The sequence below is a fragment of the Tepidimonas ignava genome, assembly GCF_004342625.1.
Taxonomy (GTDB): domain Bacteria; phylum Pseudomonadota; class Gammaproteobacteria; order Burkholderiales; family Burkholderiaceae_C; genus Tepidimonas; species Tepidimonas ignava.
This window is the reverse complement of sequence record NZ_SMAH01000002.1, coordinates 36,170-63,065: the sequence shown is the minus strand read 5'-3', so window position 1 is coordinate 63,065 and position 26,896 is coordinate 36,170. Positions and strand designations below refer to the sequence as shown.

The window sequence follows — 26,896 nt, the reverse complement described above, 5'->3', positions numbered from 1 at the left end:
AGGGTCAGGGTAGGGCCGCCGCGTCGGCGGCGGCCTGGCGTTGCAGCGCCTCGATCGCCTCGGCCACCGTCAGCCAGCGTTGCTCAACCTCGGCCAGCTCGGCCTGCACGGCTTTCAGTCGCCGCCCGGCTTCGGCCCGGGTCGCGGCGTCGCTGGCGGCACCCAACTGCGCCAGCAGCGCGTCCTGTTCGGCGCTGAGGGCGTCGAGCCGCGCTTCCAGGGCCGCGTGCTCGCGCTGGTAGGGCCGCAGCTGGTTGGCCAAGTGCTGGCGGCGTTGGGCCTGCTCACGTCGGCGCTGCTGCGGGGTGGGTGAGGGCGTCGCAGGATTGGCCGAGGCCGCGGCGGAGGACGCCAGCGCTTCGCGACGCTGTCGGGCCTGCTCCAGCAAGTAGCGCTGGTAGTCGTCCAGGTCGCCGTCGAACGGTTGCAGCCGACCGCCGCCGACGAGCCAAAAGGTGTCGCACACGGAGCGCAGCAGCGCCCGGTCGTGGCTGACCAGCAGCACCGTGCCCTCAAAGCCGGTCAGCGCCAGCGCCAGCGCTTCGCGCGTGGCGAGGTCGAGGTGGTTGGTGGGCTCGTCCAACAGCAGCAGGTGGGGGCGCTGCCAGATCAGCAAGGCCAACGCCAGGCGCGCCCTTTCGCCACCGCTCATCGTCCCCACGGGTTGCAGTGCGGCATCGCCTTCGAATTGCAGACTGCCCAAAAACGTACGCAGGTCCTGCTCGCGCGTGCTCTGTCCGCTGAGCAACGCGCCGGCGGCCTCGGTGTCGCGCGCCAGCCGCTGCAGGTGTTGCAGCGGGGTTTCGTCGGCGCGCAGCACGTCCAGCTCGTGCTGGGCAAAGTAGCCGATGCGCAGACCGCGCCCCACGTGCAGGCGCCCGACCAGCGGTGGCAGCATGCCCGCCAGCGTCTTGACCAACGTGGATTTGCCCTGTCCGTTGGCGCCCAGGATGCCGATGCGCTGCCCGGGCAGCACGCTGCCGCGGATGCCCTCGACGATCGGGCAAGCCTGGTTCGCCGCATCGCGGTAACCGACGGTGACGTCGTGCAGCGTCAGCATCGGGTTGGGCATGTCGCCGGGATCCGCAAACTCAAAGGCCACCGCACTGTCGGCCAGCACCGGCGCCACGCGCTCCATGCGCGCCAGGGCCTTGAGGCGGCTTTGCGCCTGCCGTGCCTTGGTGGCCTTGGCGCGGAAGCGCTCGACGAAGCGCTGCAGCCGCGCCACACGCTCCTGCTGCCGCGCCCACGCCGCTTGCTGCTGCTGCATGTGCTGGGCGCGCTGGGCCTCGAAGTGGCTGTAGTGGCCACCGTAGCGCTGCAGGCGGCCGTGCTCCAGGTGCAACGTGATGCGGGTGACGGCGTCCAGGAATTCCCGGTCGTGGCTGATGACGAGCAGCGTGCCCTCGAAGCGCTGCAGCCAGCCTTCCAGCCACACCAAGGCGTCCAGATCCAGGTGGTTGGTGGGTTCGTCCAGCAGCAACAGGTCGGCCGGGCACATCAACGCCCGCGCCAGCTGCATCCGCATGCGCCAGCCCCCCGAGAAGTGGTTGACCGGCCGCTCGAGTTCGGCACTGGCAAAACCCAGCCCGAGCAGCAGGCTCTGGGCGCGGGCGCGGGCGTCGTGGGCGCCAGCGTCGGCCAGCGCGGTGTGCGCCAGCGCGATGGCCTCGCCGTCGCCACCGGCTTCGGCTTGGGCAAGCTGGGCCTGGGCTTCGGCCAGCCGGGTGTCGCCCGCGAGCACGAAGTCGGTCGCGGGTTGTTCGCTGTCGGGAATCTCCTGCGCGACGTGGGCCACGCGCCAGTGGCGCGGCAGCGCGACTTCACCTGCGTCCTCGTGCAGTTCGCCGCGCAGCAGCGCCAACAGGCTGGACTTGCCGGTGCCGTTGCGCCCCACCAGGCCAACCTTGTCGCCCGCGTGCAGGGTCAGGTCGACGCCATCCAGCACCACCTTGGCGCCGCGGCGCAGCGTGACGTTGCGCAGCGTGATCATGGGGTGCTCGCGCGCGGATCCGCCGGCAAGTCGGGCTGCGCCAGGGTGAGCGCCTCGTGCGTGACGAGCAGCACGGCGTCGGGCCCCGCGCTGGTGTGCAGCCAGTGCACCGGCAGCGTGGGGAAGGCGGCTTCGAAGTGCGCGCGTTCGTGGCCGATTTCCAGCACCAGCACACCATGCTCGGTCATGTGCTGCGCGGCGTGGGCCAGCAGGTGGCGCACAAAGTCCATGCCGTCGTCGCCGCCATCCAACGCCAGCGCCGGTTCGGCGCGGTACTCGGGGGGCAGCGCGGCCATGCTGGCGCGGTTGACATAGGGCGGGTTGCACAGGATCAGGTCGTAACGCCCCTCAAGCCCCCGCCACCCGTCGGCGTGCAACAGCCGAATGCGATGCTGCAACCCGTGGCGCGTGACGTTGCGGGCGGCCACGCTCAGCGCGCCGGTGCTGATGTCGCTGGCGTCCACCGTGACGTCGGGCCATGCCATCGCGGCCAACACCGCCAGCGACCCGTTGCCGGTGCACATGTCCAACACCCGACGCGTGTCGGGCGACAGCCAAGGGTCGAGCGCGTCGGCCTGCGGCGCGGCGGCGATCAATTCGGCCAGCAGGCTGCGCGGCACGATGACGCGCTCGTCCACATCGAAGGGCACACCTTGCAGCCACGCCTCGCCGGTCAGGTACGCCGCGGGCTTGCGGGTGCGGATGCGCTCCTCAATCAGCGCCGCCACCGCAGCGGCCTGCTCGGGCGTCACCGGGCGCTGGCCGTGGGCGTCCAGGTCGAGGTCCAACGGCAGGCCGAGCCGCCACAGCACCAGCCAGGCGGCTTCGTCGCGCGCGCAGGTGGTGCCGTGGCCGAAGCTGACGCCGGCCGCCTGCAAGCGCGCCTCGGCCTGCTGCAGCAACGCCGCGAGGGTGATGCCACCGCTCATGCCAGCCCCACCAGCCGTTGCATCACCCGCAGGTAGACCGCGGTCAGCGTCTCCAGGTCGTCCAGCGCCACGTGCTCGTCGATTTTGTGGATGCTGGCGTTGGGCGGGCCGAGCTCGACGACCTGCGGGCAAATCGGCGCGATGAAGCGCCCGTCGCTGGTGCCGCCGCTGGTGGACAGTTCGGTGGCGAGCCCCGTGACGTCGGCGATGGCCGCGCGCACCGCGTCCACCAGCGGCCCCGTGGGGGTCAGGAAGGGCAGCCCGCCCACGGTCCATTCGAGCGTGTAGTCCTCGCCCGCGCGCAAGCCGTGGCGTGCCAGCACCTCGTGCACCCGGGCTTGCAGGCCCGCGGGGGTGGATTCGGTGCTGAAGCGGAAGTTGAAGTCCACCACCACGGTGCCGGGGATGACGTTGGTGGCGCCTGTGCCACCGTGGATGTTGCTGACCTGCCAGGTGGTGGGGGGAAAGTGGTCGTTGCCGTCGTCCCAGCGGGTGGCGACCAGCTCGGCCAACGCCGGCGCCAGCAGGTGAATGGGGTTGCGCGCCAGGTGGGGGTAGGCGATGTGGCCCTGAACGCCGTGGACGGTGAGACGGCCGCTCATCGTACCCCGGCGGCCGTTTTTGATCATGTCCCCGGTGCGCTGCACACTGGTGGGCTCGCCCACGATGCACATGTCCAGCCGCTGGCCGCGCTGGCGCAGCACGTCGCACACGACGACGGTGCCGTCACGCGCCGGGCCCTCTTCGTCGCTGGTGAGCAAAAAGCCCAGCGCCAGCGGCGGGTTGGGGTGCTGCGCCAGCAGCCGCTCGCAGGCCACCACCATCGCCGCCAGCGACCCCTTCATGTCGGCCGCGCCACGGCCGTACAGCTTGCCGTCGCGCACCGTGGGGGTGAAGGGGTCGCTGCTCCAGCGCTCGCGCGGGCCCGTGGGGACGACGTCCGTGTGGCCCGCGAACACCAGCACCGGCGCGTTGGGCGTGGCGCCGGGGCGCAGCGCCCACAGGTTGGTGACCCGGAAGTCGTCGGGCCCGCTGACGATGGTCTCGCACGCAAACCCGAGCGCCTGCAAACGCTCAGCGATCAGGGCTTGGCAGCCAGCGTCGTCGGGGGTGACGGAGGGGCAACGGATCAGGGCCTCAGCCAGGCGCAGGGTGTCGGTCATGGTGGATGGGGGGTACGCAGCGGCCGCGGTCGGCGCGTCCGCGCTCAGGGGTTGGGGGGCAAAAAGCCCTCGAACGAGGGGCCGCTGCCCTTGCCGGGTTCGCTGGGCGCGGCGGCGGTCTGCGCCAGCGCTCGGGCGCGGTCGTCGTTTTGCAGCCGCCACAGCAAATTGGTGGGGGAGTCGGCGTAGGCCAGCCCTTCTTCGCGCGTGATACGGCCGGCCAGGATCAGCCGGGCCAAATCGGCTTCGAAGGTCTGGGATTCTTCGGCCATCGATTTTTCCAACGCTTCGCGCACGCCGAAGAAGTCGGCTTTTTCGATCAGCTCGCTGATCAGGCGCGTGTTGACCATCACCTCCACGGCCGGCACGCGCCCGCCGTCCACGGTGCGCAGCAGCCGCTGCGACACGATGGCTTTGAGCGACGAGGCCAGGTCGTTGAGCATCGTCGGCCGCACCTCGACGGGGTAGAAGTTGAGGATGCGGTTGAGCGCCTGGTAGCTGTTGTTGGCGTGCAGCGTGGCCAGCACCAGGTGCCCCGACTGGGCGTAGGCGATCGCCTGCGACATCGTCTCCCGGTCGCGGATCTCGCCGATCAGGATCACGTCGGGGGCTTGGCGCAGGGCGTTTTTCAGCGCCACCTGCAACGATTCGGTGTCGGTGCCGACTTCGCGCTGGTTGACGACCGATTTTTTGTTTTTGAACAGGTACTCGATCGGGTCTTCGATCGTCAGAATGTGGCCCGTGGTGTGCTCGTTGCGGTGGTCCAGCAAGGCCGCCAGCGTCGTGCTTTTGCCCGACCCGGTGGCGCCGACGACCAGCATCAAGCCGCGCTTGGCCATGATCATCTGGGTCAGCACCGGCGGAATGCCAAGCTCGCTCACCTTGGGAATCTGGCCGCTGATGAAGCGCACCACCACCGCGCAGGTGCCGCGCTGACGCATCGCGCTGATACGAAAGCGCCCCACGCCCTCCATCGGGATGGCGATGTTGAGCTCACCCGTGCGGTCGTATTCCTGCAACTGGTCGGAGCGCACCACCTCGGCCAGCAGCCGGTACGGTCCGTCGGCCGGCAGCGGCTGGGCGTTGACCGGCATGGTCACGCCGTTGATCTTGATGAGCGCGGGCGCCGAGGCCGACAAATAGATGTCAGAGGCCTTTTTGTCGGCCATCAGCCGCAGCAGTTGCTCCATCGGACCCATGGTGGTGCCGCCTCGTCACCCCAAGCGCGTTCAGTCGCGCAACAGCTCGTTGAGGCTGGTCTTGGCGCGCGTTTGCGCGTCGACCCGCTTGACGATGATGGCCGCGTACAGGCTGTACTTGCCCCCCTCTTTGGGCAGGCTGCCGCTGATGACCACCGAGCCCGCTGGCACACGCCCGTAGAGGATTTCGCCCGTGGTGCGGTCGTAGATCGGGGTGCTTTGGCCGATGTACACACCCATCGAGATGACCGAGTTTTCCTCGACGATGACGCCCTCGACGATTTCGGAGCGCGCGCCGATGAAGCAGTTGTCCTCGATGATCGTGGGGTTGGCCTGCAGCGGCTCCAGCACCCCGCCCAGGCCCACGCCGCCCGACAGGTGCACGTTTTTGCCCACCTGCGCGCACGAGCCCACGGTGGCCCACGTGTCCACCATCGTGCCCTCGTCCACGTAGGCGCCGATGTTGACGTAGGACGGCATCAGGATCGCGCCTTTGGCGATGTAGCTGCCGCGGCGGGCCACCGCCGGCGGCACCACCCGTACGCCGCTGGCGGCCAGCTCCTGCGGCGACATGCGTCCGAACTTGGTCGGCACCTTGTCGAAAAAGCCCAAGTCACCCGCACGCATGACCTCGTTGTCGCGCAGCCGAAAGCTGAGCAGCACCGCTTTTTTGATCCACTGATGCACGGTCCATTGGCCCACACCGTGGCGCGTGGCGACCCGCAACCGTCCCGCGTCCAGCTCGGCGATGACGTGCTCGACCGCATCGACCACCTCGTGCGGGGCGTTGCCCGGCGAGAGTTGCGCGCGGTTGTCCCAGGCGTTTTCGATGATGGCTTGCAATGCGTCTTGCGTCATGGTGCGAGGCGTTGTGAGGGTGGTTGGGGTGTCAGGTGCGCACGAAGCGCACGATGCGCTCGGCGGCTTCGAGGCATTCGTCCAGCCCGGCCACCAGCGCCATGCGCACGCGGCCCGCGCCGGGGTTGTGGCCCGCGTGCGTGCGCGCCAACAAGCTGCCGGGCAAAACGGTCACATTGTATTGGGCCAGCAGCAGCCGTGCGAAGTCGGTGTCGTCGCCCCCTTCGGTGCCACCAAAGCGCGGCGGCACCTTGGCCCACAGGTAAAACCCGGCGTCGGGCAGGCGCACGTCCATCACCTCGGTCAGCCGCGGCGTCACGCGCTCGAACTTGGCGCGGTACAGCGCGCGGTTGGCCTCGACGTGGGCTTCGTCGGCCCAGGCCGCGGCGCTGGCCTGCTGCACCGCCCCACCCATTGCGCTGCCGTGGTAGGTGCGGTACAGCGTGAAAGCGCGCACGATGGCCGCATCACCCGCGACGAAACCGCTGCGCAGCCCCGGGGCGTTGCTGCGCTTGGACAGGCTCGTCAGCATGATCAAGCGCCGAAAATCGTGCCGGCCCAGCGCCGCCGCCGCTTGCAGCGCGCCCAGCGGCGGGTCGTCGCGGAAGTAGATTTCGCTGTAGCACTCGTCGCTGGCGATGACAAATCCAAAGCGGTCGCTCAGCTCGAACAGGCGACGCCATTCGTCCAACGGCATCACCGCCCCGGTCGGGTTGCCTGGGGAGCAGGCGTACACCAACTGCGTGCGCGCCCAGACCGCCTCGGGCACGCTGTCCCAATCGGTGGCGAAGTTGCGTGCCGGGTCACTGGGCGCGTACCAAGGCTGGGCGCCCGCCAGCAGCGCCGCGCCTTCGTAAATCTGATAAAACGGGTTGGGGCACACGACCACCGGCTCGGCACCCTGCGTGAACGCGCGCGGGTTCACCACCACCTGCGCCAGGGCAAACAGCGCCTCGCGCGAGCCCAGCGTCGGCAACACCTGGGTGGCGGGGTCCGCCGTCACGCCGTAGCGACGCCGCAGCCAGGCCGCGCACGCCGCCTTGAGTTCGGCCGTGCCGGCGGTCGCGGGGTACGTGGCCAGGCCGGACGGGCTGTCGATGGCCGCGTGCAACGCCTGGGTCAGCACCGCCGGGGTCGGGTGGCGCGGCTCACCAATGCCCAGGTTGATCGGGGTGTGGTCGGGGTTGGGGGTGATGCCGGCGGTCAGCGCCCGCCAACGCTCAAACGGGTAGGGCTGCAGCCGCTGCAGCAGGGGGTTGCCAGCGAAGTCCATGGGCCGCAATGGTAGCGGCTGGCGCCCGTACACTAGCGCCCCGTGCGCTTGCAGACCATCAAACTCTCCGGCTTCAAGTCCTTTGCCGAGCCCACCACCTTGCACCTGCCTGGGCAGCGCATCGGCGTGGTGGGCCCCAACGGTTGCGGCAAGTCCAACATCATGGACGCCGTGCGCTGGGTGCTGGGCGAGTCCAAGGCCAGCGAGCTGCGCGGCGAGTCCATGCAGGACGTCATTTTCAACGGCACCACCACGCGCAAGCCGGCCCAGCGCGCCAGCGTCGAGCTGGTGTTCGACAACAGCGCGCGGCGCGCTGGCGGCCCGTGGAACCAATACGCCGAGATCGCCGTGCGCCGCGTCCTGACGCGTGACGGCACCAGCAGCTACTTCATCAACAACCAGCCGGTGCGCCGGCGCGACGTGCACGACGTCTTCATGGGCACGGGGCTCGGGCCGCGCGCCTACGCCATCATCGGGCAGGGCACGATCAGCCGCATCATCGAAAGCCGCCCCGAGGAGTTGCGCCTGTTTCTGGAAGAGGCGGCGGGTGTGTCCAAGTACAAGGAACGCCGCCGCGAAACCGAACATCGGCTGGCCGACACGCGTGACAACCTGACGCGGGTCGAGGACATCCTGCGCGAGCTGCAAGGGCAACTGCAGCGCCTGACCCAACAGGCCGAGGTGGCGCAACGCTACCGCCAGTTGCAAGCCCGCTTGGCGCGGCGGCAGCAGCAGTTGTGGTGGCTCAAGCGCCGCGCGGCGCAGCAGCAAGCCGACGACGTGCGCGCGCAAGGCCAACAGGCCGCGGCGGACTTACAAGCGCGCGCGGCCGAGCTGAGCGCCTGGCAAGCGCAGCTGGAGGCGCTGCGCCAGGCGCACCTGCAAGCCGGCGACACACTCAACCAGGCCCAAGCTCGCCTGTACGAGGTGGGGGCCGAGGTTGCGCAACTGCAAGCGCAGATCCGCTTCGCCGAACAAAGCCGCCAGCGTGCCCAGGAGCGCCAGCAGGCGCTGCAGGCGCAACTGCACGATTGGCGTACCCGGGCCGCGCTGGCCGAGGACGAACGCGCGGCGGTGCTGCAGCAGCTCGATGCCGTTGGGGCCGACGCCGAGGCGCTGGCGGCCCAGCTGGAGGAGTGCACCCCTCAGCGGGAGGCGCTCGACGAGGCGCTGGCGCGGGCACGCGACCACCTGCACCGCCAGCGTGATCGCGTGCACGAGGTGCAGCGCGCCCTGGCGGCCCTGAGCGCCCAGCAACGGGCGCTGGACGAGCAGCGTCGCACCGCGGCCGAGCGGGCCGATCGACTGCAGGCGCAGGCCCGTGCGCTGCAAGCGCCGGACGCGCAGCACCTGCAGCACTGGCAGGCCGAAGAACAACGTGCCCAGGACGCTTGTCAGCAACAGCAAGCCCGGCTGGAGGCGCTGCAGGCCAGCTTGCCCGAGCACGAACGCGACCTGGCCGCGGCGCAGCGCGACGCCCAAGCCCAGGCGCAGCGGTTGGCCGAACTGCAAGCGCGCGTGCAGGCGTTGCAGGCGTTGCAAGACAAGCTGCAGGCCGACGAGCGCTTGCGGCCGTGGCTGCGCGAACATGGGCTTGACGGCTTGGCTGCCCTGTGGCGCCAACTGCCCAGCGACACCGGCTGGGAGACCGCGCTGGAAGCGGTGCTGCGCGAGCGCGTGCGTGCGCTGGCGGTGGGGCAGCTCGACACGTTGGGTGGGATGGCGCAGACGCCGCCGCCGGCGCGACTGGCGCTGTACGCCGCCCAAGCTGATGCACAGGCAGGTGAGGTGGCCGCGCCCCCGCCCGGGTGCGTTGCGCTGTTGCAACACGTGCGCGTGCACGACGCGGCCCTGCATGCCCTGTTGACCGACTGGCTGCGTGGCTGGTGGGCGGCCGACGACCTGGCGCAGGCGCTGCGCGCGCGCGATCACCTGGGCCCGGGGGAGCGCATCGTCACCCCGCAGGGCCACAGCGTCGGTCGCCACGACGTCAGCTTCTACGCTGCTGACGAGCCCCAGGCCGGCCTGTTGGCGCGCGAGCACGAGTTGCAGCACCTGCAGCGCGCGCTGCGCGCGCAGGCCTTGGTGGAGGAGCAGGCGCGGCTGACGGCGCAACGGGCGCAGACCCGGCTGGCGCAGCTGCGCACGGACGTCGATGCCGCGCGGCGTGAACTGACCGACGCCCAGCAACGGCTGCACGGCGCCCAAATGGAGCGGCTGCGCCTTGAGCAACGTCATGCCCAGGCCGCCGAGCACCAACAACGGCTGCACGACGAGCTGGCCGAAGCCCAAACGACGCTGGAAACCTTGGCCGAGCGTGGCGAGGTGCTGCAAGCCCAGCTGGAAGCGCTGGACGACGACCTGGCCGTGGCGCAAACCGCGCTCGCGCAGGCCGAAGACGCGGTGCACGAGGCCGAGCGCCGCCTTGGCGCCATGCTCGAGCAGCAGCGCGTGCTGGAGCGCCGCGCGCAGGAGGCGGTCTTTGCGCAGCGCAGCTTGCAGGCTCGGCTGGACGAGCTGCGCCGCCAGCACGACACCGCGCAGGCCCAGCAGCAGCGCTTGCAGGCCGAACTCGACACCCTGCACGCCGAGCTGCAAGCCCACACGGACGACGCGCCGCGCGCGGCGCTGGACGACGCGCTGCAGCGCCGCGCGCAGGCCGAAGCGCACCTGGCTGCTTGCCGCAGCCGTTACGACGAGCTCGGTGCCCAATGGCGCGCGCTGGACGAGCAGCGCCTGCGTGCCGAGCGCGAGCTGGAGCCCTTGCGCGCGCGCATTACCGCGCTGCAGCTGCAACTGCAAGCGGCCGAGCTGGCCGTGCAACAGCACACCGAGGCGCTGCAGCAGGCTGGGGCCGACGACGAGGCGGTGGCCGCCAGCGTGGCCGAGGACGGGCTGGCGCTGCCCGCGATCGAAGCGGAGCTGCCGCGGCTGCAACGTGAACTCGCCGCGCTGGGTGCGGTCAACCTCGCCGCGCTGGAGGAGCTGGCCGCCGCGCGCGAGCGTGAGCAGTTCCTGCGCCAGCAATCCGACGACCTGCGCCAGGCCATCCACACGCTGCAAGACGCCATCCAGCGCATCGACGCCGAAACGCGCGCGCTGCTGCAGCGCACGTTCGACACCGTCAACGCGCACTTTGGCCGCATGTTTCCCGAACTGTTCGGGGGTGGGCAGGCGCGCCTGATCATGACCGGTGACGAAATCCTCGACGCCGGGGTGCAGGTGATGGCGCAACCCCCGGGCAAGCGCAACCAGACCATCCACCTGCTGTCGGGCGGCGAAAAGGCGCTCACCGCCATCGCGTTGGTGTTTGCGATCTTCCAACTCAACCCGGCGCCGTTTTGCTTGTTGGACGAAGTGGACGCGCCGCTGGACGACGCCAACACCGAACGCTACGCCCGCTTGGTGACGCGCATGAGCCGCGACACGCAATTTCTGTTCATCAGCCACAACCGCATCGCCATGGAGATGGCCGAGCAGCTTGTCGGCGTCACGATGCAGGAGCAGGGGGTGTCGCGCATCGTGGCGGTGGACCTGCAGCAGGCCGTGGGCATGATGGACAATGCGCAGCCATGAACCAAGACCTTGCGTTGCCGCTGGCCCTGGCGTTGCTCGGGGCGGCGGTGTTGTTGGGTGTGTGGGCTTACCATCAATGGCGCATCCGGCGCCTGTTGCCGCCGGCGCCGCGCCCCGAGCCGGTGCCGGCGGTGGTGGCTGAGCGCGTCGAGCCGCACCTGGAGCCCAGCACCCCCGCGGCGGCGGACGAACCTGCGCCACGGCGCGTGCTGACGCCCGACCTCGATGCCATCGTCGAGCTGGCGCTGGAACGTGTGGTCAGCGGCGAGGCGGTGCTGGCCTCAGGGCCCGCCACCCGGCACGTCGGCACCAAGCCGTTGACCATCGAGGCGCTGCCCGAAGGCGCGCCGCCCGACGCCTGGGAGCTGCCCCGCGCCGGGCAACGCTACGCCCGGCTGCGCGCGGGGGTGCAACTGGCCAACCGCGCCGGCGCGCTCAACGAGATCGAATACTCCGAATTCGTCCACAAGGTCGGGCAGTGGGCCGAGCACCTGGTGACGGCGCCGCCCGACTTTCCCGACATGCTCGGCGTGGTGCAACGCGCGCGCGAGCTCGACCAGTTCGCCGCCGAGCACGACGCGCAGCTCGCCCTGACGTTGCGCGCCCGTCGCACCGCCTGGAACCCGGGCTACGTCACCCAGCACGCGCTGCGGCTTGGGTTCGTGCCCGGCACCTTGCCCGGGCGGATGGTGTGGCCCGGGCACGATGGCACGCCATGGATCGTGTTGCAGTTCGAAACCCAGGCGGCGTTGGCCGACGATCCCGCGCTGGCCGTGCTGCGCGAGGTCCGCTTGGTGCTGGATGCGCCCCAGATCCCCCAGGAAGCGCAGCCCTACGACCGCTTGCGTGCGCTGGCCACCGCGCTGGCGCAGGCGATGGACGGCTGGATCGGCGATGACCAAGGCAACCCGCTGGATGAGCGGGCGCTGGACACCATCGGCACCGAACTGCAAACGCTGTACGATCGGCTACACGCCCGAGGGCTTGCCGCCGGTTCGCCGCAGGCCAAGCGCCTGTTCAGCTGAGCCTACGTGTAACCCCCGGCGTCCAACGCCGAGCGCGTGGCGCTGATCAACGGCGCCAGCGCCGCCAGCGCGGCGTCCGCGGCCTGGGCGTCGGCCTGCTGCGCCGCCCGCTCCAACTGCGCGGCCTGACCCGCCAGCGCCATCGCGCCGACGTTGCCGCTGCTGCCCTTGAGCGTGTGCGCCAGGCGCCGCAGCAACGTCCAATCCTGCCGCTGCCGGGCTTGCTCCATGCTGCGCAGCTCGCTGTCCAGTTGCGCCGCGTATTGCTGTACGATGGCACGGAAATCTTCGCCGAGCATCGCCAGCATGGCGTCGAGGTTGGTGGTGTCGAGCAAAGCAGACATGGGTAGGGATGGCCGTGGGTGCGCGTCGCGATGGTAACCGAAGCCGCAGCCGGCCATGCTATGCTGGCACGTCATGAGCGCGCTCGAGTCCAAGCCGACCCATGCCGCGCCGGCCACGGAGGCGCCGGCCCCCCCGCATGTGCTGGTGGTGGACGACGATGACCACACCCGCGCGATGGTCGCGGCGCTGCTGCGGCGCGACGGCTTGCAAGTGACCGAAGCCACCGATGGCGAGCAAGGCGTGGCGTTGGCCCACGCCACGCGCCCAGACCTGATCCTGCTGGACGTGATGATGCCCGGCATCGACGGGCATGCAACGTGCGCGCGCATTCGGGAGCTGCTGCGTGATGACGCGTTGCCCATTGTGATGTTGACCGGGGCTGACGATGTGGCTTCGATCGACGCCGCGTTTCAGGCCGGCGCCACGGATTTCATCACCAAACCCATCCAGTGGACGCTGTTGCGTCAGCGGGTGCGCTACGCGTTGCGTGCCGGCCGCCAGGCGCGCGAGCTGCGCCGCGCCCACCTGCGCGAGCTGGCCGTGCGGCGCGTGGCGGGCATGGGCTACTGGGAGTGGCGGCTCGACGACGACACGCTGAGCTGGAGCGACGAGTTCGAGCCTTTGGCGGGCATCCGGGCCACGCAAGGGGTGCTGCGCGAAGCATTCTTGCAACGGGTGCACCCGCAGGACGCCGCGCGGCTGCGCGCCGGGCTTGACGACGCGCGCTCGGGCCGCGGTCGATTGGACCTGGAGTTTCGCATCACCCTGCAGGGCGGCGAGCGCATTTTGCGCGTGGTCGGGCAGCGGGGCCAGGAAGGCGCCGACGCCGCGTACGTGTTTGGCGTCTTTCACGATTTGACGGCGGTTCGACGCACCGAGGCGTTGGTCGACTACCTGTCGTTGCACGACGAAGTCACCGACTTGCCCAACCGGCGGCTGTTTTTGCGCCAGGTGGGGCAGGCCTTGGAGCAAGGCGGCGAGGGGGTATGGGTTGTGGCCGCCGACATCCAACGCTTTGGACGGCTGAACGAGACGTTGGGCGAATCCGTGGCCAACCAGGTGCTGCGGCAGCTCGGGGCGCGTCTGCGCCGGCTGCGTGAGGCCGGCACGGTGCTGGACGTGGCGCGCATCGATGGCGACGAATTTGCCTGGGCCCAGCGGGTGCCCGCCGGGCACGCGCTGGAGGCGGCGATCGAAGGCGTGCTGTTGGCGTTGCAGCAGCCGGTGCATCTGGGCACCGGCCCGCTGCAGCTCAACCTCAACGCGGGCTGTGCCGCTTACCCGGTGCACGGCCAGGCCCCCGAAGCGCTGCTGACCCAGGCCCAGCAAGCCCAGCGCCGCGCGCGCGTCCAAGGGCGCTCGTGGGCCGTGGCCGACCTGGACGAACTCGACGCGCAGCACCGTCAGCGTCAGCTGGCGCTGGAGCAAGCGCTGCAAAGCGCGCTGAACAACGACGAGTTCGTGCTGGTGTACCAGCCGCAGCTCGACTTCGCCAGCGGGCGTATCCAGGGCTGCGAAGCCTTGCTGCGTTGGCATTCGCCCACCTTGGGCGTGGTGCCGCCGGCGCAATTCATCGGCCTGCTCGAAGAGTCGGGGCGCATCGTCGACGTGGGGGCCTGGGTGTTGCGCGAAGCGGCGCGCCAAGCCGCCGCGTGGGAACGCGCGGGCATGCCGCTGCGCGTGGGGGTCAATTTGTCGGCGCGGCAGTTCATGAGCCCACGCCTGACCGCCGACATCGAAGCGGCCCTGCACGCCAGCGGGGTGACGCCGGCGTTGCTGGAGCTTGAGATCACCGAAAGCCTGACGATGCACGACGTCGAGCACGCGGTGGCGCTGCTGCAGCGGTTTCGTGCCCTGGGCGTGTCGGTGGCGTTGGACGACTTCGGCGTCGGGCATTCGTCGTTGGCGTACGTGTTGCAGTTCCCGATCGACGTGCTCAAAATCGACCGCGCCTTCGTCACCCACGTCACACGCGGGCGGGCCGATCGTGCGATCGTGCGCGCCATCGTGGCGCTGGCCCAGGCGCTCGGGGTGGAAACGATCGCCGAGGGGGTGGAGACCCAACGCCAGTGCGACTTCCTCGAGGCGCTTGGGGTTACGCAGGTGCAAGGCTACCTGATTGGCCGCCCGATGACGGCGGCGGAGCTTGAGGCGTTGGCGCGACGCGCGCCGGGCGCGCGCGCTTGATCCGCGCCGGACTCAGACGATGTCGCCGGTGTGCACCCCAAAGTGACCACGGCGGCGGTCGTCGAAGTAGCGCCGCAGCGTCTCGTGCACGGTGCGGAAGGCCAGCTCGTCCCACGGCACCTCGTGTTCGGCGAACAGGCGGGCCTCCAGCGTTTCGTGGCCAGGGTCAAAGCGGTCGCTCAACAGCCGCGCGCGGTAGTAAATGTGCACCTGCCCCACACGCGCCACGTTGAGCAGCGTGAACAGTCCTTCCAGCGCGACGTCGGCGCCGGCCTCCTCACGCGTTTCCCGCAAGGCGCCTTCGGCCGTGGTTTCACCCAGCTCCATGAAGCCCGCCGGCAGCGTCCATTTGCCGCGCCGCGGCTCGATGGCACGCCGGCACAGCAGCACCCGGTCGCCCCACACCGGCACGGTGCCCACCACGTTGAGCGGGTTTTCGTAGTGGATGGTGCCGCAGCTGGAGCACACGGCCCGCGCGCGGGTGTCGCCGTCGTCAGGGACACGGTACTCCACCGCGGCCGCGCAGGCACGGCAAAAACGAATCGGGTTGCGCCACATGCGCCGCAGTGTAGCCGCCGCGAGGCCCCCGGGAGGCTGCGGCGGTCAGGCCTTGGTGTGCTTCTCGATCAGCTTGCGTGCCGTTTCAAGCAAATCGCGCCCGTTGAAGCCGCGCTTGTCCATGTCCTGCACCCACTCGACCTCGACCTGGCGTGCCTGGCGCCGGAACGCCTGCGCCTCGGCCAGTCCGATGGTGTGGATTTTGTTGCCACGCTCCACGGCCAGCTTGCGCGCCGGGACGTCGCCGGCCTGCTGCACGCGGCCCAGGAAGGCCGATGTCTCGATCCCCGAGTTGGCGTCGATGACCTTTTTGAGGTCCGGCGGCAACGACTCGTAGCGCGCCTTGTTCATCGCCATCACGAACGTCGTCGTGTACAAGGCCCCGCCCTTGGGGTCGAATTCGCTGTGGAAGGTGGTCAGCTCATGCACCTTGACCGAGGGCACCACCTCCCACGGGATCACGCAGCCGTCGATGACGCCTTTGGACAGCGCGTCGGGAATTTGCGGCAGCGGCATGCCCACCGGCGTGGCGCCAAGGTTGCCCAGCAGCTTGGTGATCTGGCGCGTCGGGCCGCGCATCTTGAGTCCGCGCAGATCGTCCGGTTGCGTGATCAGCTTGGTCTTGACGTGGAACATGCCGGGGCCGTGCACCTGCAGGGCGATCGGGTGCACGTCGCGGAACTCGTCCGGCGCCTTGGTTTGCACGTACTCCCACAGCGCGCGGGAGGTGGCCTCGGCGTTGGTCATCATGAACGGCAGCTCGAACACCTCGATGCGGGGGAAGCGCCCCGGCGTGTTGCCCGGCAGCGTCCAGACGATGTCCACCACGCCGTCCTTGGCCTGGTCGAACAGTTGCACCGGCGAGCCCCCCAGTTGCATGGCCGGGTAGGCTTCGAACTTGATGCGTCCGCCCGAGTCCTTGGTGACTTTGTCCATCCAGGCCTTGTGCATGTTGAGCCAGACGTTGGACGTTGGGGACATGAACGTGTGGAACTTCAGCGTCACGCTGGCCTGGGCAAACCCCGTCAGGGCGGGGGCGCCCAGCGCCACGGCGGCGCCCGATTGAAGCAAGGTGCGGCGGCGAATCATGGTCAGGGTCTCCTACGACGTCGAGCTCTCAGGTGGGCCACGGTGACCTTGTGGGCCGTGGAGGCCCACAACGCTGTCAAGGTTGCAGTGTAGCCGCCCAAGGCCCGCGCGGCGCGTCGATCGCCTCGAGGTTTACCCCAGGGTCGCGCGGCGCTCGGCTAGACTTGCACGATCCCGCACGTTCACCCTCGCGCCATCATGAAGCTGTACAACTACTTTCGCTCCGGCACCTCGTTTCGGGTGCGCATCGCCCTCAACCTCAAGGGGCTGTCGTACGACTACATCCCGGTGCACCTGGCCAAGGGCGGGCAACACAGCGACGCCTACCGCGCCATCAGCCCGGACGGCCTGGTGCCGGTGCTCGACGTCGAGGGGCAGCCCGACCACGCGCTGCTGAGCCAGTCGATGGCCATCATCGAATACCTGGACGAAACCCATCCCGAGCCGCCGCTTCTGCCGCGCGATCCCTTGGGCCGCGCGCGTGTGCGGGCGCTGGCGCAGACCATCGCGTGCGAGATCCACCCCATCAACAACCTGCGCATCCTTAAGTACCTGGCCGGCCCGCTGGGCCTGAGCGAGGCGCAACGCACCGCCTGGTACAACCACTGGGTCATGGAAGGGCTGCGCGCTTACGAGCGGCGTCTTCAAGACCTGGCGCAGGAGCGCGCGCGCCTGGGCTTGCCGCCGTCGGTGTACTCGTACGGTGACACGCCGACGCTGGCCGACTGCTGCCTGGTGCCGCAAATCGTCAACGGGCGCCGTTTCGGGCTCGAGTACGAGGGCATACCGCTGACGATGGCGGTGTTTGAGCGCTGCATGCAGCTCGACGCCTTCCAGCGCGCGCACCCCAGCCGCTGCCCCGATGCCGAGTGAGCCTGGCCCGCGTTGGCTCGCGCGCGCTGGCCTGCCGGGGTTGGCGGCGACGCTGGGCGATGGCGCGCACGGTTGGATGAGCACCCGCGTCGGCGGCGTGTCGGTGGGGCCGTGGGCGGCGTTGAACCTGGGTGACCACGTCGGCGACGACCCGCGGGCCGTGGCCACCAACCGCGCGCGGCTGGAGGCGGCGCTGGGGGTGCGTCCGGTGTGGTTGCGCCAAGTGCACGGCGTCGATGTGGTCCGCGTGGATGGCGGCACGCCGCCGGGCCAGGTGGCCGACGCCGCCTGGACCGACGCCCCCGGGGTGGCGTGCGCGGTGCTGGTGGCGGACTGCCTGCCGATCCTCCTGGCCAGCCAGGACGGTGCGTCGGTGGCGGCGGTGCACGCCGGCTGGCGCGGGCTGTTGGGGCAGGGCGGTGTGGGCGTGCTGGAAGCGCTGGCGCAGGCGTGGCCGGCGTGGCGGCAGCCGCGCGACCGGGCGCGCAGCCGGGCCTGGATCGGCGCGGCCATCGGCGCGCAGGCGTTCGAAGTGGGGCCCGAGGTGCAGGCCGCGTTCGTGCAGGCGTGCCCGGACGACGCAAGCGCCTTCGTGCCGTCGCCCCAACGCCCGGGGCATTGGTTGGCCGACCTGGCGGCGCTGGCCCGTGCGCGGCTGCGGCGCTTGGGGGTTGAGTGCGTTGATGGACACGACGGCTCAACCGCCTGGTGCACCGCGGCCCAGCCTGACGTTTTTTTCTCGCACCGCCGCGATGCCCGGCCGCATGGCACCAGTGGGCGCATGGCCGCCGCGGTGTGGTTGGCCTGAGCGTGGCGCATGGTCCACCCCGGCGTCGTGGTGTGTCGTGGGTGCGACGCTGTAAGCGAGATGCCATCCAAACGCGTTACCATGGCAACCTAGGTGGCATCGGGTGTGCCGCGACGCACCAACCGGACGTACGGCGCTGCCCTCCACCCCCCACGAGGAGACGATCCCATGGCGCAACCGCCACGCAACGACACCACCCCCTGGGCCACCTGGGCTTCGTTCGACGCCAACCCGTGGACGCAGTGGGCACAGCAAGCGTGGGCATCGGCCACCAGCGGGTCCGCGCCAGCGCCCGCGCTGGCCGGATTGACGCAAGTGTTGCGCGGCCTGGGGGGGCAACCGTTGCAGCTCGACGCGGCGCAATGGTTGCAGATCCAGCAAGACTACCTGCGTGAGCTGACCGAGTTGTGGCAGCAGGGCTCGCACGTCCCCCCGCCGGCGGACAAGCGCTTTGCGGGCCAAGCCTGGGCGAGCAACCCGGTGGCGGCGTTCCAGGCCGCGTTGTACCTGCTCAACGCCCGCACGCTGATGCGCATGGCCGAAGCGGTGCAGGCCGACGCCAAGACGCGCGCGCGCATCCGTTTCGCGGTGCAGCAGTGGATCGACGCCACGGCGCCCAGCAATTTTCTGGCGTTCAACGCCGAAGCGCTGCAAAAAGCCATCGACACCCGTGGCGAGAGCCTGGCGCGTGGCCTGGTCAACCTGCTGCAAGACCTGCAGCGCGGCCAGGTCTCGATGACCGACCCCAACGCTTTTGAAGTGGGGCGCAACGTCGCCACCACCGAAGGGCAGGTGGTGTTCGAAAACGCGCTGTTTCAGTTAATCGAGTACAAGCCGCTGACGCCCAAGGTGTACGAGCGCCCGCTGCTGGTGGTGCCACCGTGCATCAACAAGTACTACATCCTGGACCTGCAGCCGGACAACTCGTTCCTGCGCTACGCGGTCGAGCAGGGCCACCGCACCTTCGTCATCAGTTGGCGCAACCCCGACGCGTCGCTGGCCCAGGCCACGTGGGACGACTACATCGATGATGCCGTCATCCGTGCCATCGACATCGTGCGCGACATCGGCAAGGCCGACACCATCAACACCCTGGGCTTTTGCGTCGGCGGCACGATGCTGGGCACGGCCCTGGCGGTGTTGGCCGCGCGTGGCCAGCGCAAGGTGCACAGCGTGACCTTCCTGACCACGCTGCTGGACTTCACCGAAACGGGGGTGCTCGACGTCTTCATCGACGAGGCGTTCGTCACGATGCGCGAGCTGCAATTCGCCAATGGCGGCCTGCTGCCCGGACGCGACCTGGCCACGACGTTCAGCTTTTTGCGCCCCAACGACCTCGTCTGGAACTACGTGGTGGGCAACTACCTCAAGGGCGAGACGCCGCCGCCGTTTGACCTCCTGTACTGGAACAGCGACAGCACCAACCTGCCCGGCAAGTGGTACGCGTGGTACCTGCGCCACACCTACCTGCAAAACGAGCTGTGCCAACCGGGCAAGCTGCAGGTGTGCGGGGTGCCGGTCGATCTGGGGGCGATCGACATACCCGCCTACATTTACGGCTCGCGCGAGGACCACATCGTGCCGATCGCCGGCGCTTACGCGACAACCCAGCACCTGGGCGGCCCGATGCGCTTCGTCATGGGCGCCTCGGGCCACATCGCGGGGGTCATCAACCCCGCCGCCAAGGGCAAGCGCAGCTTTTGGACCGCGCCGGAGGGGCACTTTCCACCCTCGGTGGACGCGTGGATCGACGCCGCCACCGAACACAAGGGTAGCTGGTGGACCGACTGGTCGCCGTGGCTGGCCGCGCAGGCCGGCCGCCAGGTCGCCGCGCCGCGCAGCTACGGCAACCGACGCTACAAGCCGATCGAACCCGCGCCAGGGCGCTACGTACGTGTCAAGGCCGACGAGGCCCTGGCCACGCTGCTGTCGGCGCCGCTGGCCTCTGCCAACCCGCAAGCGAAACAAGGATGAACCCCATGGACGATATCGTCATCGTCGGTGCCGTGCGCACCGCCATCGGCAAATTCGGCGGCACGCTGTCCAAAACCCCCGCCACCGAACTCGGAGCCGCCGTCATTCAGGCGCTGCTGCAGCGCACCGGTGTGGCGCCCGAGCAGGTGGGCGAGGTCATCATGGGGCAGGTGCTGGCGGCGGGCTGTGGTCAGAACCCCGCCCGGCAAGCCTCGATGAAAGCAGGCGTGCCCAAGGAGACACCGGCGTTGACGATCAACGCGGTGTGTGGCTCGGGCCTCAAGGCCGTGATGCTGGCCGCGCAGGCGGTGGCGTGGGGCGACAGCGAAATCGTCATCGCCGGGGGCCAGGAAAACATGTCGCTGGCGCCGCACGTGCTGCTGGGCAGCCGCGAGGGGCAGCGCATGGGCGACTGGAAGCTGATCGACTCGATGATCGTCGACGGCCTGTGGGACGTGTACAACCAGTACCACATGGGCATCACCGCCGAGAACGTGGCCAAAGCCCACGGCATCACGCGCGAGATGCAAGACGCGCTGGCGCTGGCCAGCCAGCAAAAGGCCGCCGCCGCCCAGGACGCCGGCAAGTTCAAGGACGAAATCGTGCCGGTGTCGATCCCGCAGCGCAAAGGCGACCCGCTGCTGTTCGACACCGACGAGTACATCAACCGCAAGACCAGCGCGCAAGCGCTGGCCGGACTCAAGCCCGCGTTTGACAAAGCCGGCAGCGTCACGGCGGGCAACGCCAGCGGCATCAACGACGGCGCCGCCGCGGTGATGGTGATGAAGGCCAGCAAGGCCGCGCAGTTGGGCTTGACGCCCCTGGCGCGCATCGCCAGCTTCGCCACCAGCGGCCTGGACCCCGCCACGATGGGCATGGGGCCGGTGCCGGCTTCGCAAAAGGCCTTGCAGCGGGCCGGGTGGTCGGTGGACGACGTGGAGCTGGCCGAGCTCAACGAAGCTTTCGCGGCGCAAGCCTGCGCGGTCAACAACGCCCTGGGCATCGATCCGGCCAAGGTCAACGTCAACGGCGGCGCCATCGCGCTGGGCCACCCCATCGGCGCCTCGGGCTGCCGCATCCTGGTGACCTTGCTGCACGAAATGCGGCGCCGCAACGCCCGCAAGGGCCTGGCGGCACTGTGCATCGGTGGCGGCATGGGTGTGGCGCTCACCGTCGAGCGCTGAGCGTCCCATCCACCCCCAACGTCCAACCCACCAGAGAGGAGACTCGCACCATGGCTCAACAACGCGTCGCCTACGTCACGGGCGGCATGGGCGGCATCGGCACCGCCATTTGCCAGGCTTTGCACGACAAGGGCTTCAAGGTCATCGCCGGCTGCGGCCCCACGCGCGACTACCAAAAGTGGCTCGACGAGCAAAAGGCGCTGGGCTACACGTTTTACGCCAGCGTCGGCAACGTGGCCGACTGGGACAGCGTCGTGCAGGCCTTCGCCAAGGCCAAGGCCGAGCACGGCCCGATCGACGTGCTGGTCAACAACGCCGGCATCACGCGCGACCGGCTGTTCGTCAAGATGACCAAGGAAGACTGGGACGCCGTCATCAACACCAACCTGACGTCGATGTTCAACGTCACCAAGCAGGTGGTGCCGGACATGATCGAGCGCGGCTGGGGACGCATCATCCAGATCTCGTCGGTCAACGGCGAAAAAGGCCAGGCGGGCCAGACCAACTATTCGGCCGCCAAGGCCGGCATGCACGGCTTCACGATGGCGTTGGCGCAGGAGCTGGCCTCCAAGGGGATCACCGTCAACACGGTCAGCCCGGGCTACATCGCCACCGACATGGTCAAGGCCATTCGACCCGACGTGCTGGAAAAAATCGTCGCGCAAATCCCCGTCAAGCGGCTGGGTGAGCCGCGCGAAATCGCCTCCATCGTCGCGTGGCTGGCCAGCGACGACGCCGGCTTTGCCACCGGGGCGGACTTCTCGATCAACGGCGGCTTGCACATGGGCTGACGCCGCGTGCCCAACGGGTGGACAATACGGGGTGATGAACGACACCACCCCGAGCCCCGAGCCTCCCTTGCCCGCGGGTGACCATGCCCGGGCCGCCGCGTGGCGGCTGAGCGTGGCCCCGATGATGGAGTGGACGGACCGCCACTGCCGTTGGCTGCACCGCCTACTGACGCGCCGCGCGCGCCTGTACACCGAAATGGTGACCACGGGCGCGTTGCTGCACGGCGACATCGCGCGCCATTTGGCGTTTGATCCGCTCGAGCACCCGGTGGCGTTGCAGTTGGGTGGCAACGACCCGCGTGAGCTGGCCGTGTGTGCCCGTATGGGCGAGGCCTGGGGCTACGACGAGATCAACCTCAACTGCGGCTGCCCCAGCCCCCGCGTGCAGCGGGGGGCGTTCGGCGCCTGCCTGATGGAGCACCCGCGCCTCGTGGCCGACAGCGTGCGGGCCATGCGCGACGCCGTGCGCGTGCCGGTCACCGTCAAGCACCGCATCGGGATCGACCGGGTCGAGGACTACGGTTTTGTGCGCGATTTTGTCGGCACGGTGGCCGAAGCGGGCTGCGACGTCTTCATCGTGCACGCGCGCAACGCCTGGCTGGACGGACTCAGCCCCGCCGAAAACCGCACCGTGCCGCCCTTGCGCTACGAGGTGGTGCACCGGCTCAAGCGCGACTTTCCCCACCTGGTCATCGTCGTCAACGGCGGCATCACCACCGATGCCCAGGTGGCCGAGCAGCTGCGCCACGTGGACGGCGTGATGATCGGACGCGAGGCGTACCACAACCCCTGGTGGTTGGCCACTTGGGACGCCACGTACTTCGGTGACCACGGCCCGGCCGCGGACCGCGATGCGGTCGAGGCGGCGATGGTGGACTACATGGCCCAGGTCGGGCCAACGCTGCCCGGGGGGTGGTACGCCATCGCGCGCCACATGCTGGGCTTGCGCCACGGCCAGCCAGGCGCGCGGCGCTGGCGTCAGGTCTGGAGCGACCACCGGCTCAAACGCCGCCCGGTGCACGAGGTGGCCGCGCTGGCGCGCGAGGCCCTGCAAGCCGCCGCCCGCACGCCCGAGCGGCCGCTTGTGTGATCACACCGCGGCCTGCAGGCCGTTGGCAAAGTGGCGGCGCACCGCCTCGGCGGCGGCCTTGGGGTCGCGTGCGCACAGCGCGTCCAGGATGGCGCGGTGCTCGGCCAACGATTCGGCCACGCGTCCTTGCTTGAACAGCGACCCGTGGCGGTTGAGCTTCATGACCTTGCGCAGATCCTGCACCAGTTGTTTGCGCCAGCGGTTGTGGCCCAGGTCGAGCACGCGCAGATGAAACGCCTCGTTGAGCTCGAAAAACCGCTCGCGTGAACCGGTGGCGGGGTCCGCGGCGGCTTCGAGCTGCTCGTGCATGCGGCGCAGCTCGGCCAACTCCTCGTCGGTGGCGCGCCAGCACGCCGCTTCGGCCGCGTCGGCTTCCAGCAGCGCCAGCAGCTCGTACACCTCGCGCAAGTCCTGCTGCGAAACCTCGGTGACGTAGGCGCCGCGGCGCACCTTCATCGTCACCAGGCCCTCCGCGGCCAGCACCTTGATCGCCTCGCGCAGCGGCGTGCGGCTGATGCCCAGCTCCTGCGCGATCTTCATCTCGTCGATCCACGTCCCCGGGGGCAGTTCACGGCTGAAGATGCGCTGGCGCAGCCAGTCGGCCACTTCTTCGTACAACGCGCGGGAAAGCAGGGGCACGGCGGTCATGGCGCGTATGATACAGGCGCGTGCATGCGTCATCAATAATTATGAATGCGGTAAACTTGCCCCCTACCCGCACGTCACCCCGTCGAGAAACCCATGTCCACCACGCCTGAATTTCCCCCCGTCACCCTGGCCGAATGGGAGGCCGCCGCGCGCAAGTCGCTCAAGGGCGCGCCGCTGGAAAGCCTGAACTGGGTCACGCCCGAGGGCATCACGGTCAAGCCGCTGTACACCGCGGCCGATGTGCGCGACCTGCCGTACACCGACACGCTGCCGGGGTTCGAGCCGTTCATCCGCGGCCCGCAAGCCACGATGTACGCCGTCAAGCCCTGGACGATCCGCCAGTACGCCGGGTTTTCCACCGCCGAAGAATCCAACGCCTTTTACCGCAAGGCCTTGGCTGCGGGCGCGCAAGGCGTCAGCGTGGCGTTCGACCTGGCCACCCACCGCGGCTACGACAGCGACAACCCGCGCGTGGTGGGTGACGTCGGCAAGGCCGGCGTGGCCATCGACAGCGTGGAGGACATGAAGATCCTGTTCGAAGGCATCCCGCTGGACAAGGTGTCGGTGTCGATGACGATGAACGGCGCGGTGCTGCCCGTGCTGGCCGGCTACGTGGTGGCGGCCGAGGAGCAGGGCGTGCGCCAGGACCAACTCTCGGGGACGATCCAAAACGACATCCTCAAGGAGTTCATGGTCCGCAACACCTACATCTACCCACCCGAGCCCTCGATGCGCATCATCGGCGACATCATCGAGTACACGGCGCGGCACATGCCCAAGTTCAATTCGATCTCGATCTCGGGCTACCACATGCAGGAAGCTGGCGCCAACCAGGCGTTGGAGCTGGCCTTCACGCTGGCCGACGGCAAGGAGTACGTCAAGACCGCGCTGGCCAAGGGCCTGGATGTGGACGAGTTTGCCGGGCGGCTGAGCTTTTTCTGGGCGATCGGGATGAACTTTTACCTCGAGATCGCCAAGATGCGGGCGGCGCGCCTGCTGTGGTGCCGCATCATGAAGGGCTTTGGCGCCAAGAACCCCAAGAGCCTGATGCTGCGCACGCACTGTCAGACCTCGGGCTGGAGCCTGACCGAGCAAGACCCCTACAACAACATCGTGCGCACCACCATCGAAGCGATGGCGGCCGTGTTTGGTGGCACGCAGTCGCTGCACACCAACAGCTTTGACGAGGCCATCGCGCTGCCGACCGAGTTTTCGGCCCGCATCGCGCGCAACACCCAACTGATCCTGCAAGAAGAGACGCACATCACCAACGTCATCGACCCCTGGGGCGGCAGCTACATGATGGAGACGCTGACCCAGCAAATGGCCGACAAGGCCTGGGCGTTGATCGAGGAGATCGACGCCATGGGGGGCATGACGCGCGCCGTGCAAAGTGGCTGGGCCAAGCTCAAGATCGAAGCCAGCGCGGCCGAAAAGCAGGCCCGCATCGACAGCGGCAAGGACGTCATCGTCGGCGTCAACAAGTACCGGCTCGACAAAGAGGACCCGGTCGAGATTCTCGAGGTGGACAACCTCAAGGTGCGTCAGGCGCAAATCGCGCGGCTGCAACGCATCCGCGCCACGCGCGACGCCGCGGCGGTGCAGCATGCGCTGGACGCGCTGACCGAGTGCGCGCGCACGGGCCAGGGTAACCTGCTGGCCCTGTCGATCGAGGCCATGCGCGCCCGCGCGACGGTGGGCGAAGTCTCGGACGCGCTGGAAAAAGTGTTTGGGCGCCACCGCGCCGATACGCAAAAGGTGACCGGGGTGTACGCTGCCGCTTACGACAGTGCCGAGGGCTGGGACAAGCTCAAGGCCGAAATCGACGCCTTTGCCGCCGAGTTTGGCCGGCGTCCTCGCGTGATGATCGCCAAGCTGGGCCAGGACGGGCACGACCGCGGCGCCAAGGTCGTGGCCACAGCGTACGCGGATCTTGGCTTCGACGTGGACATCGGTCCGCTGTTCCAGACACCGGAGGAGTGCGCCCGCCAGGCGATCGAAAACGACGTGCACGCGGTGGGTATCAGCACGCTGGCCGCCGGGCACAAGACGCTGGTGCCGGCCATCATCGAGGAGCTGCGCAAGCAGGGGGCGGACGACATCGTCGTCTTCGTCGGCGGCGTCATCCCGCGCCAGGATTACGAATTCCTCTACGACGCGGGCGTCAAGGGCATTTATGGCCCCGGTACACCCATCCCGGCCAGCGCCAAGGACGTGCTGGAAAAAATCCGCCAGACCCTGATCGAGCGCGGCGCCCAGCGGTCATGAGCCCGGCCACCGAAAGCCTGCTGCAAGCCCTGCGGCACGGCGCCCCGATGCAGCAGCGCCGCGCGATGGCCAAGGCGATCACGCTGCTGGAGTCCACCCGCGCCGACCATCGCCAGCAGGCCGACGCGCTGCTCGAGGCGCTGCTGCCGCACACGGGCAAGGCGCTGCGCTTGGGCATCAGCGGCGTGCCCGGGGTGGGCAAGAGCACGTTCATCGAGGCCCTGGGGCTGTGGCTGGTGGCGCGCGGCCACCGGGTGGCGGTGCTGGCCGTCGACCCCAGCAGCAGCGTGTCGGGCGGCTCGATTTTGGGCGACAAAACCCGCATGGAAAAGCTGTCCGTGCACGAGCGCGCCTTCATCCGACCCAGTCCCAGCGGCGGCACGTTGGGCGGTGTGGCCGCCAAGACCCGCGAGGCGATGCTGGTGTGCGAGGCCGCGGGCTACGACATCGTGATCGTCGAGACGGTGGGGGTGGGGCAAAGCGAAACGGCCGTGGCCGGCATGACCGACCTGTTGTGCGTGTTGCAACTGCCCAACGCGGGTGACGACCTGCAGGCGATCAAAAAAGGCATCATGGAGGTGGCCGACCTCATCGTCATCAACAAAGCCGACCTCGACCCCGACGCCGCCACCCGGGCGCAAGCCACCATCACCAGCGCGCTGCGGCTGCTGGGGCTGCACGGGCGTGCGGCCGATACCGACCACGACGACGGGCTGCCGCGGGTGATGCAGCTCAGCGCCTTGCAGGGGCAGGGCATCGAAGCGTTTTGGGGCGCGGTGCAGACGTTTGTGGAGCGGCAGCGCCAAACCGGCCGCATGCAGTCGCGGCGGCAGCGCCAAGCGCAAGCCTGGATGTGGGAGCGCATCGATGCGGGCCTGCGCGAAGCGTTTGCCGGCCACCCCGGCGTGCGCGAGCGCCTGGCCCCGTTGACCGAGGCGGTGCTGGCCGGCCGCACGGTGCCGTCGGTGGCCGCGCGCGAGTTGTTGCGCGCCTTTTTGTCCGCCGCCAACGGCGCCGCGCATGCCACCCCCGACGCACCCGCGCAGCGGTGTTGAGTCCGTGCGA

21 protein-coding genes are annotated in these 26,896 nt (G+C 69.3%); 11 read left to right on the top strand and 10 right to left on the bottom strand.

Going from position 1 to position 26,896, the window contains the following annotated elements; genetic code table 11:
• Positions 1–4: 4 nt before the first annotated feature.
• Genes EDC36_RS01675 through dapC form a run of 6 tightly spaced genes read right to left on the bottom strand, consistent with a single transcriptional unit; the run spans position 5 to position 7,415 of the window.
• Positions 5–1,993, bottom strand: coding sequence for an ABC-F family ATP-binding cassette domain-containing protein (locus EDC36_RS01675; protein WP_132961529.1), 1,989 nt, complete (start codon positions 1,991–1,993; stop codon positions 5–7).
• The gene (gene prmB, locus EDC36_RS01670; RefSeq protein WP_132961528.1) at positions 1,990–2,922 is read right to left on the bottom strand and encodes a 50S ribosomal protein L3 N(5)-glutamine methyltransferase; all 933 of its coding nucleotides are present in this window, start codon (positions 2,920–2,922) and stop codon (positions 1,990–1,992) included. The genes EDC36_RS01675 and prmB overlap by 4 nt, the downstream gene beginning before the upstream one ends.
• A complete protein-coding gene (gene dapE / locus EDC36_RS01665) occupies positions 2,919–4,085 on the bottom strand; it encodes a succinyl-diaminopimelate desuccinylase (protein WP_132961527.1) in 1,167 nt (388 codons plus the stop codon). The genes prmB and dapE overlap by 4 nt, the downstream gene beginning before the upstream one ends.
• Before the next feature lie 44 nt (positions 4,086–4,129).
• On the bottom strand, positions 4,130–5,284 hold the full coding sequence (locus EDC36_RS01660) for a PilT/PilU family type 4a pilus ATPase (RefSeq protein ID WP_132961526.1): 1,155 nt from the start codon (positions 5,282–5,284) through the stop codon (positions 4,130–4,132).
• A 30-nt stretch (positions 5,285–5,314) separates the two neighbouring features.
• On the bottom strand, positions 5,315–6,142 hold the full coding sequence (gene dapD, locus EDC36_RS01655; protein WP_132961525.1) for a 2,3,4,5-tetrahydropyridine-2,6-dicarboxylate N-succinyltransferase: 828 nt from the start codon (positions 6,140–6,142) through the stop codon (positions 5,315–5,317).
• A 31-nt stretch (positions 6,143–6,173) separates the two neighbouring features.
• Positions 6,174–7,415, bottom strand: coding sequence for a succinyldiaminopimelate transaminase (gene dapC / locus EDC36_RS01650; protein WP_132961524.1), 1,242 nt, complete (start codon positions 7,413–7,415; stop codon positions 6,174–6,176).
• Positions 7,416–7,457: 42 nt separating this feature from the next.
• On the opposite strand from dapC, the gene smc reads away from it, so the two are divergent.
• Together smc and EDC36_RS01640 are read left to right on the top strand one after the other, a co-directional pair.
• Complete coding sequence (gene smc / locus EDC36_RS01645; RefSeq protein ID WP_132961523.1) at positions 7,458–10,991, top strand: chromosome segregation protein SMC; 3,534 nt, start codon at positions 7,458–7,460, stop codon at positions 10,989–10,991.
• Complete coding sequence (locus EDC36_RS01640; protein ID WP_132961522.1) at positions 10,988–12,016, top strand: cell division protein FtsZ; 1,029 nt, start codon at positions 10,988–10,990, stop codon at positions 12,014–12,016. The genes smc and EDC36_RS01640 overlap by 4 nt, the downstream gene beginning before the upstream one ends.
• Before the next feature lie 2 nt (positions 12,017–12,018).
• On the opposite strand, the gene EDC36_RS01635 is transcribed toward EDC36_RS01640, so the two are convergent.
• The gene (locus tag EDC36_RS01635) at positions 12,019–12,360 is read right to left on the bottom strand and encodes an Hpt domain-containing protein (protein ID WP_165902788.1); all 342 of its coding nucleotides are present in this window, start codon (positions 12,358–12,360) and stop codon (positions 12,019–12,021) included.
• Positions 12,361–12,433: 73 nt separating this feature from the next.
• On the opposite strand from EDC36_RS01635, the gene EDC36_RS01630 reads away from it, so the two are divergent.
• Positions 12,434–14,548, top strand: coding sequence for a putative bifunctional diguanylate cyclase/phosphodiesterase (locus tag EDC36_RS01630; RefSeq protein WP_165902787.1), 2,115 nt, complete (start codon positions 12,434–12,436; stop codon positions 14,546–14,548).
• A gap of 12 nt (positions 14,549–14,560) precedes the next feature.
• On the opposite strand, the gene EDC36_RS01625 is transcribed toward EDC36_RS01630, so the two are convergent.
• Both EDC36_RS01625 and EDC36_RS01620 read right to left on the bottom strand, forming a co-directional pair.
• The gene (locus EDC36_RS01625) at positions 14,561–15,106 is read right to left on the bottom strand and encodes an NUDIX hydrolase (protein WP_132961519.1); all 546 of its coding nucleotides are present in this window, start codon (positions 15,104–15,106) and stop codon (positions 14,561–14,563) included.
• A gap of 45 nt (positions 15,107–15,151) precedes the next feature.
• Positions 15,152–16,195 carry a TRAP transporter substrate-binding protein gene (locus EDC36_RS01620; RefSeq protein ID WP_132961518.1) on the bottom strand — a complete coding sequence of 348 codons (1,044 nt, stop codon included), beginning with the start codon at positions 16,193–16,195 and terminating at the stop codon, positions 15,152–15,154.
• Between the two features lie 198 nt (positions 16,196–16,393).
• Here EDC36_RS01620 and maiA point away from each other — a divergent pair, with 198 nt between their 5' ends.
• The 6 genes from maiA to dusA all read left to right on the top strand — a co-directional run bounded on the left by maiA (position 16,394) and on the right by dusA (position 22,915).
• Positions 16,394–17,068 carry a maleylacetoacetate isomerase gene (maiA, locus tag EDC36_RS01615; RefSeq protein ID WP_132961517.1) on the top strand — a complete coding sequence of 225 codons (675 nt, stop codon included), beginning with the start codon at positions 16,394–16,396 and terminating at the stop codon, positions 17,066–17,068.
• The gene (pgeF, locus tag EDC36_RS01610) at positions 17,058–17,876 is read left to right on the top strand and encodes a peptidoglycan editing factor PgeF (protein WP_243646428.1); all 819 of its coding nucleotides are present in this window, start codon (positions 17,058–17,060) and stop codon (positions 17,874–17,876) included. Before maiA ends, pgeF begins: the two co-directional genes overlap by 11 nt.
• Positions 17,877–18,044: 168 nt before the next feature.
• The gene (phaC, locus tag EDC36_RS01605) at positions 18,045–19,850 is read left to right on the top strand and encodes a class I poly(R)-hydroxyalkanoic acid synthase (RefSeq protein ID WP_132961516.1); all 1,806 of its coding nucleotides are present in this window, start codon (positions 18,045–18,047) and stop codon (positions 19,848–19,850) included.
• Between the two features lie 5 nt (positions 19,851–19,855).
• Positions 19,856–21,034 (top strand): acetyl-CoA C-acetyltransferase, encoded by a 1,179-nt coding sequence (locus EDC36_RS01600; RefSeq protein ID WP_132961515.1) that lies wholly within the window; start codon positions 19,856–19,858, stop codon positions 21,032–21,034.
• 50 nt (positions 21,035–21,084) lie between these two features.
• Positions 21,085–21,825, top strand: coding sequence for an acetoacetyl-CoA reductase (gene phbB, locus EDC36_RS01595; protein ID WP_132961514.1), 741 nt, complete (start codon positions 21,085–21,087; stop codon positions 21,823–21,825).
• Positions 21,826–21,859: 34 nt separating this feature from the next.
• Positions 21,860–22,915: a tRNA dihydrouridine(20/20a) synthase DusA gene (gene dusA / locus EDC36_RS01590; protein WP_132961513.1), complete on the top strand. Its 1,056-nt coding sequence runs from the start codon at positions 21,860–21,862 to the stop codon at positions 22,913–22,915.
• Here dusA and EDC36_RS01585 read toward each other — a convergent pair whose 3' ends face one another.
• Positions 22,916–23,563: a GntR family transcriptional regulator gene (locus tag EDC36_RS01585; RefSeq protein WP_132961512.1), complete on the bottom strand. Its 648-nt coding sequence runs from the start codon at positions 23,561–23,563 to the stop codon at positions 22,916–22,918. It abuts the gene before it with no gap.
• A 93-nt stretch (positions 23,564–23,656) separates the two neighbouring features.
• On the opposite strand from EDC36_RS01585, the gene scpA reads away from it, so the two are divergent.
• Entirely contained in the window at positions 23,657–25,831 is a 2,175-nt protein-coding gene (gene scpA, locus EDC36_RS01580) for a methylmalonyl-CoA mutase (RefSeq protein ID WP_132961511.1), read from the top strand.
• Positions 25,828–26,886 carry a methylmalonyl Co-A mutase-associated GTPase MeaB gene (gene meaB / locus EDC36_RS01575; RefSeq protein ID WP_132961510.1) on the top strand — a complete coding sequence of 353 codons (1,059 nt, stop codon included), beginning with the start codon at positions 25,828–25,830 and terminating at the stop codon, positions 26,884–26,886. Before scpA ends, meaB begins: the two co-directional genes overlap by 4 nt.
• Positions 26,887–26,896 lie beyond the last annotated feature (10 nt).

What these genes read in the sequence shown, in the direction of transcription:
- EDC36_RS01675 (WP_132961529.1), bottom strand. Translation starts at nt 1,993, where the DNA reads ATGATCACGCTGCGCAACGTCACGCTGCGCCGCGGCGCCAAGGTGGTG.
- prmB (WP_132961528.1), bottom strand. Translation starts at nt 2,922, where the DNA reads ATGAGCGGTGGCATCACCCTCGCGGCGTTGCTGCAGCAGGCCGAGGCG.
- dapE (WP_132961527.1), bottom strand. Translation starts at nt 4,085, where the DNA reads ATGACCGACACCCTGCGCCTGGCTGAGGCCCTGATCCGTTGCCCCTCC.
- EDC36_RS01660 (WP_132961526.1), bottom strand. Translation starts at nt 5,284, where the DNA reads ATGGGTCCGATGGAGCAACTGCTGCGGCTGATGGCCGACAAAAAGGCC.
- dapD (WP_132961525.1), bottom strand. Translation starts at nt 6,142, where the DNA reads ATGACGCAAGACGCATTGCAAGCCATCATCGAAAACGCCTGGGACAAC.
- dapC (WP_132961524.1), bottom strand. Translation starts at nt 7,415, where the DNA reads ATGGACTTCGCTGGCAACCCCCTGCTGCAGCGGCTGCAGCCCTACCCG.
- EDC36_RS01640 (WP_132961522.1), top strand. Translation starts at nt 10,988, where the DNA reads ATGAACCAAGACCTTGCGTTGCCGCTGGCCCTGGCGTTGCTCGGGGCG.
- EDC36_RS01635 (WP_165902788.1), bottom strand. Translation starts at nt 12,360, where the DNA reads ATGTCTGCTTTGCTCGACACCACCAACCTCGACGCCATGCTGGCGATG.
- EDC36_RS01630 (WP_165902787.1), top strand. Translation starts at nt 12,434, where the DNA reads ATGAGCGCGCTCGAGTCCAAGCCGACCCATGCCGCGCCGGCCACGGAG.
- EDC36_RS01625 (WP_132961519.1), bottom strand. Translation starts at nt 15,106, where the DNA reads ATGTGGCGCAACCCGATTCGTTTTTGCCGTGCCTGCGCGGCCGCGGTG.
- EDC36_RS01620 (WP_132961518.1), bottom strand. Translation starts at nt 16,195, where the DNA reads ATGATTCGCCGCCGCACCTTGCTTCAATCGGGCGCCGCCGTGGCGCTG.
- maiA (WP_132961517.1), top strand. Translation starts at nt 16,394, where the DNA reads ATGAAGCTGTACAACTACTTTCGCTCCGGCACCTCGTTTCGGGTGCGC.
- pgeF (WP_243646428.1), top strand. Translation starts at nt 17,058, where the DNA reads ATGCCGAGTGAGCCTGGCCCGCGTTGGCTCGCGCGCGCTGGCCTGCCG.
- phaC (WP_132961516.1), top strand. Translation starts at nt 18,045, where the DNA reads ATGGCGCAACCGCCACGCAACGACACCACCCCCTGGGCCACCTGGGCT.
- EDC36_RS01600 (WP_132961515.1), top strand. Translation starts at nt 19,856, where the DNA reads ATGGACGATATCGTCATCGTCGGTGCCGTGCGCACCGCCATCGGCAAA.
- phbB (WP_132961514.1), top strand. Translation starts at nt 21,085, where the DNA reads ATGGCTCAACAACGCGTCGCCTACGTCACGGGCGGCATGGGCGGCATC.
- dusA (WP_132961513.1), top strand. Translation starts at nt 21,860, where the DNA reads ATGAACGACACCACCCCGAGCCCCGAGCCTCCCTTGCCCGCGGGTGAC.
- EDC36_RS01585 (WP_132961512.1), bottom strand. Translation starts at nt 23,563, where the DNA reads ATGACCGCCGTGCCCCTGCTTTCCCGCGCGTTGTACGAAGAAGTGGCC.
- scpA (WP_132961511.1), top strand. Translation starts at nt 23,657, where the DNA reads ATGTCCACCACGCCTGAATTTCCCCCCGTCACCCTGGCCGAATGGGAG.
- meaB (WP_132961510.1), top strand. Translation starts at nt 25,828, where the DNA reads ATGAGCCCGGCCACCGAAAGCCTGCTGCAAGCCCTGCGGCACGGCGCC.